3 protein-coding genes and 1 pseudogene are annotated in these 6,831 nt (G+C 72.8%); all 4 read left to right on the forward strand.

Features of this window, described 5'->3' with window-relative positions:
- A pseudogene (locus ACJ73U_RS10070) lies at positions 1-530 on the forward strand (hypothetical protein); the annotation flags it as partial.
- Entirely contained in the window at positions 520-2,862 is a 2,343-nt protein-coding gene (locus ACJ73U_RS10075; RefSeq protein WP_407777286.1) for a heavy metal translocating P-type ATPase, read from the forward strand. The pseudogene ACJ73U_RS10070 and the gene ACJ73U_RS10075, both read left to right, overlap by 11 nt.
- A 39-nt stretch (positions 2,863-2,901) precedes the next feature.
- Positions 2,902-3,663, forward strand: coding sequence for a TauD/TfdA dioxygenase family protein (locus tag ACJ73U_RS10080; RefSeq protein ID WP_407777287.1), 762 nt, complete (start codon positions 2,902-2,904; stop codon positions 3,661-3,663).
- The coding region (locus ACJ73U_RS10085; protein ID WP_407777288.1) for an amino acid adenylation domain-containing protein at positions 3,653-6,831 on the forward strand (3,179 nt) is incomplete at its 3' end. The genes ACJ73U_RS10080 and ACJ73U_RS10085, both read left to right, overlap by 11 nt.

Below are 6,831 nucleotides of genomic sequence, written 5' to 3' on the forward strand. Positions count from 1 at the left end.
GCTCGGACGTCTCGGTGGCGGGCGACTACCAGCCGCACGCCCTGCCGGCGCCGTCGACCACGACGACCGTCGACGGCTACACGCTCACCGCGAAGGGCACGCTGTCGGCCGGCAAGATGAACAAGCTGACGATCAGCGTCGCCAAGGACGGCAAGCCGGTCACCGACCTCGAGCCGTACCTGGCCGCCTACGGCCACCTGGTGATCCTGCGTGACGGCGACCTGGCCTACCTGCACGTCCACCCGCAGGGCACCCCGGGCGACGGCAGGACGAAGCCCGGCCCGGACATCGACTTCATGGCCACTCCGCCGACCTACGGCACCTACCGGATGTTCCTGGACTTCCAGCACGCCGGCGTCGTGCACACGGCCGTGTTCACGGTCACCGTCGGCGGCAAGAACCCGCCGCCGCACGGGCTCGACGAGGCCACCTACGAGGCCATCAAGGCCAAGAACGAGAAGGCCGTGCTGAGCGGCGGCACCGCGCAGGGCGCCACCGGGTCCTCGGGTGGGATGTCGCATGGCCACTGAGATCAGCACTGAGATCGGCGCCGACGACCGGTGCGAGCTGCTCATCGGCGGCATGACGTGCGCGTCGTGCGCCGCCCGCATCGAGGAGCACCTCAACGGGATCGACGGGGTCGAGGCGTCGGTCAACTACGCCACCGAGAAGGCCAGGGTGACGCTCCCGGCCGGCGTCGACGCCGCGCGGGTGATCGCCGCGGTCGAGGAGATCGGCTACACCGCAAAGCCGGTCGCACGCGAGACCACCGTAACTTCTACTGTGGACACTCCGGACGCCGAGGAGGCGCGGCACGACGCCGAGCTCAAGGCCGCGCGCAACCGGGTGTGGATCGTCGCGGTGCTGGCCGTGCCGGTCATCGCGATGTCCATGTGGGACGGACTGCAGTTCGAGTACTGGCAGTGGGCGTGCCTCGCGCTGTGCGGGCCGGTGGTCGTGTGGGGCGCGTGGCCGTTCCACCGGGCCGCGTTCGCGAACCTGCGGCACGGCGCCGCGACCATGGACACGCTGGTGTCGGTCGGCACGCTGTCGGCGTTCGTGTGGTCGCTCTACACGTTGTTCCTCGGCGACGCCGGCATGCCCGGCATGACGCACCCGTTCCGCGTCACGATCGAGCGGACCGACGGCACGGGCACCATGTACCTCGAGGTCGCCGCCGGCGTGACGCTGTTCATCCTCTGTGGACGGTACTTCGAGGCACGGGCCAAGCGCCGGTCCGGCGCCGCGCTCCGGGCGCTGCTCTCGCTGGGCGCCAAGGACGTCGCGGTGCTGCGGGACGGTGTCGAGGTCACGGTCGGAGTCCGTGAGCTGGTCGTGGGTGACCGGTTCGTGGTGCGGCCGGGCGAGAAGGTCGCGACCGACGGCGTGGTCGAGGAGGGCTCCTCCGCGGTGGACGCGAGCATGCTCACCGGCGAGTCCGTGCCGGTCGAGGTCGGCCCCGGCGACGAGGTGGTCGGCGCGACGGTCAACGTCGGCGGCCGGCTCGTCGTGCGTGCCACGCGCGTCGGCGAGGAGACGCAGCTCGCGCGGATGGCGCGGCTCGTCGAGGAGGCGCAGACCGGCAAGGCCGAGGTGCAGCGGCTCGCGGACCGGGTGTCCGGGGTCTTCGTGCCGTTCGTCATCGCGCTCTCCTTCGCCACGCTGGGCTACTGGTTCGGCTCGGACCAGCCGGCCGCGGCCGCGTTCACCGCCGCCGTCGCCGTGCTGATCGTCGCCTGCCCGTGCGCGCTCGGGCTGGCCACGCCGACCGCGTTGCTCGTCGGCACCGGCCGCGGCGCGCAGCTCGGCATCCTCATCAGGGGTCCGCAGGTGCTGGAGTCGACCAGGACCGTGGACACGGTGGTGCTGGACAAGACCGGCACGGTCACGACCGGCGAGATGTCCCTCGTCGACGCCGTGCCGGTGGGCGGGGTGACGGGCGTCGAGCTGCTGCGGCTGGCCGGCGCGCTGGAGAACGCCTCCGAGCACCCGATCGCGCGGGCCGTCGCGGCCGGCGCGCGGGAGCGGGTCGGCCTACTGCCCACGGTGGACGGGTTCACCAACGAGGCCGGGCTCGGCGTGCGCGGCACGGTCAACGGCCACGACGTGATCGTCGGCCGGACCGCGCTGCTGGCCGAGTGGGCCGAGGAGCTGCCCGCCGAGCTGGCCGACGCGAAGGCGGCGGCCGACGCGGCGGGCCGGACGTCGGTCGCGGTCGGCTGGGACGGTGCGGTGCGCGGCCTGCTCGTCGTGTCCGACACGGTGAAGCCGACCAGTGCCGAGGCGGTCCGGCAGCTGCGCGGGCTCGGGCTCACCCCCGTCCTGCTGACCGGCGACAACGCCGCGGCGGCCAGGGCGGTCGCGGCCGAGGTCGGCATCACCGAGGTGATCGCCGAGGTCCTGCCGGCGGAGAAGGTGGCCGAGGTCAGGCGGCTACAGGAGATGGGGAAGGTCGTCGCGATGGTCGGCGACGGGGTCAACGACGCCGCCGCGCTCGCGCGGGCCGACCTCGGCATCGCGATGGGCACCGGCACGGACGTGGCCATCGAGGCCAGCGACCTCACGCTCGTGCGGGGCGACCTGCGCGTGGTGGCGGACGCGATCCGGTTGGCCCGCCGGACGCTCGGCACGATCAGGGGCAACCTGTTCTGGGCGTTCGCCTACAACGTCGCCGCGATCCCGCTGGCGTCGAGCGGGTTGCTCAACCCGATGCTCGCCGGGCTGATCATGGCCGGCAGCTCCGTGTTCGTGGTGTCGAACAGCCTGCGGCTGCGGCGGTTCCGACCGCTGACGGCCGACGCGACACCGCGTGGTGCCGACGCGGGGGAGGTCGAGCCCAAGGAGATGGCCACAGCCGCGTGAGGACAGTCGGTCGAGGCGAGCGGACGCGAGGAACTGTCGATGAACATCACCGCGCAGTCGGGGAAGGTGCTCGGCGTGACCGTCGAGGGCTTCGCCGGCGAGGAGGCGTCCGCGGCGGACGTCGCCGCGCTGAAGGAAGCGGTCTACGCCGCGAAGATCGCCGTGGTGAAGGGCCAGGAGCTGACACCGGAGCGGTTCCTGGCGCTCGGCAGACGGCTCGGCAGGAGGGCCGACCACCACCTGCCGGTCTACTGCCAGGCCGGGAAGTTCTGGCACTCCAACCGCCATCTCACCACCGCGCCGTTCGACCTCTCGCTCAGCTACCCGCGCGAGGTGCCCACGTACTTCATCGACATGGCGGCCGCCTACGAGCGGCTGCCCAACGACCTGAAGTTCGAGGTCCGGTACGCCACCGCGACCTACGGCGTCCTCCGCTACGCCGAACTGGGCCCGCGTGAGAAGGGCCAGAAGCTCGCGGACATCGTCGACCTGGTCAACGGCCGGACCCCGCCGGTGACGGGCCCGGCCGTCGACCGGCACCCGCGCACGGGGGAGACCGTGCTGCACATCAGCGAGGGCTTCACCCTGGCGCTGCAGGACACCGACGGCGCGGACCGGCCGGACCTGCTCGCGGCGCTGCTGGAGGCGACGGGCCAGCTCGACCCGACCTACCAGCACGAGAACATCCACCTGCAGGCGTTCGAAAAGGGCGACCTGCTCGTCTGGGACAACCACAGCCTCGTCCACCGCGCCGCGCACGCCGTGGTGCCGGAGCCGGTGGTGTCCGTCTATGACGAGTGACCAGGATTGGACTGCCACGCCCATGCCCGACGCGCTGCCGCTGCTGTCCGCACAGGAGGGGATCTGGACCGGTCAGGAGTACGACCGGGACAGCCCCGCGTTCAACACCGCCGAGTACGTGGAGATCCGCGGTCCGGTGGACCTCACCCGGCTGGAGGCGGCGATCCGCCGAACCGTCGCGGAGACGGACGCGCTGCACGTGGTCTTCGGCGCGGACGAGGAAGGCCGTACGTGGCAACGGTTCCGCACGGACCTCGGCTGGCGGTCGGACGGCACGACCGCGGCCGCGCGCTCGTGGCCGCTGCACGTGGTCGACGTCCGCGACGAGGACGACCCCCGCGCGTCGGCACTCGAGTGGATGCGCATCGAGCTGGCCGGCCCGATCGACCTCCGCGCCGACCTGTTGTTCTGCCACGCCCTGTTCCGGCTCGCGGACGACCACCTGCTGTGGTACCAACGGGTGCACCACATCGCCCTCGACGGGTACGGGCTCTCGCTCGTCGCGCGGCGGGTGGCCGAGGTGTACACGGCGCTCGTCGAGGACAGGGTGCCGCCGCCGTGCTGGTTCGGCTCGCTGGAGACGGTCGCCGTCGACGACCGGTCCTTCCTGGACTCACCGAGGTGTGCGGCCGCCCGTGACTACTGGGCCGGCGTCGCGACCGGGCGACCGGCACCCGTGGTCCTCGCGCGCCGCACCGGGAAGCTGGCCCGGTCGGTGATCAGGGTCGAGGCGGAGTTCGACGACGCGATCCCGGCGCTCAAGGCCGTCGCGAGCCAGGTCGGCGGCATGTGGACGGAGACGCTCGCCGCCGCGTTCGCCGCGTACCTGCACCGGATGACCGGCGCCGAGGAGGTGACGCTCGCGCTGCCGGTCATGGTCCGCCTCGGCTCGGTGTCGGTGCGGGTGCCGTGCATGGTCACCAACGTCGTGCCGCTGTGGGTGCGCGTCCCGCCCGGCGCCACGGTCACCGACCTGACCGGGCAGGTCGCCGGGCAGCTGCGGGATGGCAGGCCACACCTGCGGTACCGGTACGAGCAGCTGCGCCGCGACCTCCGGCTCGTCGGCAGCGAGCGCAAGCTCTTCGGCCCGTCGGTCAACATCATGCCGTTCGACTACCACCTGCGCTTCGCCGGCCAGCCGGGTGTCGTGCACAACGTGAGCGCCGGGCTGGTCGAGGACATGGTCGTCCAGATCTACGACCGCGCGGACGGCCACGGGCTGCGGATCGCCCTGGACGCCAACCCGAACTGCTACGACCGCGCCGAGCTGGCCACGCACCTCGACCGGTTCACGGCGTTCCTCCAGCGGATCACGCGGCGCCCGGACGTGCCCGTCACCGACATCGACCCGCTGCTCCCCGGGGAACGCGAGCTGCTGCTCGACGAGTGGAACGACACCGCGCGCCCGCTGCCGGACGTGACGGTGCCCGAGCTGTTCGCGGCGCAGGCGCGGTCGACCCCCGACCGGACCGCCCTCGTGGCGGTCGACGCCACCCTCACCTTCGCCGAGCTGAACCGACGGGCCAACCGGCTGGCCCGGCTGCTCGTCGCGCACGGCGCCGGACCGGACCGGTACGTGGCACTGCTGCTGCCCCGCACGTCCGAGGCGATCGTGGCGCTCCTCGCGGTGCTCAAGGCCGGCGCCGCGTACGTGCCGATCGACCCGGACTACCCGGCCCCGCGGGTCGGCATGATCCTCGCCGACAGCCGGCCGGCGGTGCTGCTCACCACGCGGGCGTTGGCGCCGGCGGGCGTGCCGGGCATCGCGCTCGACGCGCCGGCGACCAGGAGGGTGCTCGATGATCTGTCCGATGTGGATCCTGCCGTCCGCCACGAGGCCGGGCACGCGGCCTGCCTCATCTACACGTCCGGCTCCACCGGCACGCCCAAGGGCGTCGTGGTCGAGCACCGCGGCCTGGTCAACCTCTTCTGCCACCACCGCGAGACGCTGATCCGGCCCACGGCGGGCGCGACCGTCCGCAGGGCGGCCCTGTCCGCCTCGCTGTCGTTCGACACGTCGTGGGAGGGCCTGCTGTGGTTGCTCGACGGCCACGAGCTGCACCTCGTCGACGACGAGCTGCGCCGCGAGCCGGCCGCGTTCCTGGACTACGTCACGGCCAACGAGATCGACTTCGTGGACATCACGCCCACCTACGCCGAGGAGCTGGTCTCGCTCGGGTTCCTCGACCCCGCGCGGCGACGGCCGGCCGTGCTCGCCCTCGGCGGCGAGGCGACCGGACCGGCGCTGTGGACCACGCTGCGGAACGCGGGCATGACGGTCTACAACCTGTACGGCCCCACCGAGTGCACCGTGGACACCCTGTGGTGCCGGCTGGACGAGAGCCCCGACCCGATCGTCGGCCGGCCGCTCACCAACACCAGGGCCTATGTGCTGGACCAGGGGCGTGGGCTGGTGCCGCCCGGGGTGGTCGGCGAGCTGTACCTCAGCGGCGCGCCCGTCGCCCGCGGTTACCACGACCGCCCGGACCTGACGGCGCAGCGGTTCCTGGCCGACCCGTTCGCACCCGGTTCGACCATGTACCGCACCGGCGACCTCGCCCGTTGGCGGCCGGACGGCACACTGGAGTACCTCGGGCGCGCCGACGACCAGGTCAAGATCCGCGGTTTCCGCATCGAGCCGGGCGAGATCGAGGCGGTGCTCGCCAGCCACCCGGCCGTCGCGCAGGCGGTCGTCGTCCCACGCGAGGACACCCCGGGCCGGCAACGCCTGGTCGGCTACGTGGTGCCGGCCGGCCCCGCGCCGGATCTCGCGGCACTGCGCCAGTTCCTCGCCGAGCGCCTGCCGGACTACCTGGTGCCACCGGCCTACGTCGTGCTGCCGAGGATTCCCCGCACCACCAACGGGAAGCTCGACCGCGCCGCGCTGCCGGCCCCCGGCCGCGACGCACTCGGCGTGACCGGCGGCCCGGTGTCGCCACGCACCGAGGACGAGCGCCGTGTCGCGGCGGTCTGGCAGGACGTGCTGGGTGTCGACCAGGTCGGCGTGCACGACAACTTCTTCGAGCTGGGCGGCCACTCCATCCGGGCCGTCGCCGTGGTCGGCGCGCTGCGGGAGATCGGCTTCGACGTGAGCGTGCGGGACGTCTTCGAGCACCGCACCGTTGCCGAGCTGGCGGCGGCCGCCGCCACGCGCAGTCGCCCCGTCAC

Source organism: Actinophytocola sp. (assembly GCF_045807065.1).
In the GTDB taxonomy this organism is placed as follows: domain Bacteria; phylum Actinomycetota; class Actinomycetes; order Mycobacteriales; family Pseudonocardiaceae; genus Actinophytocola.

Excerpts from the sequence above, each read along its gene's own strand:
- ACJ73U_RS10080 (WP_407777287.1), top strand. The coding sequence starts at position 2,902 with ATGAACATCACCGCGCAGTCGGGGAAGGTGCTCGGCGTGACCGTCGAG.
- ACJ73U_RS10075 (WP_407777286.1), top strand. The coding sequence starts at position 520 with ATGGCCACTGAGATCAGCACTGAGATCGGCGCCGACGACCGGTGCGAG.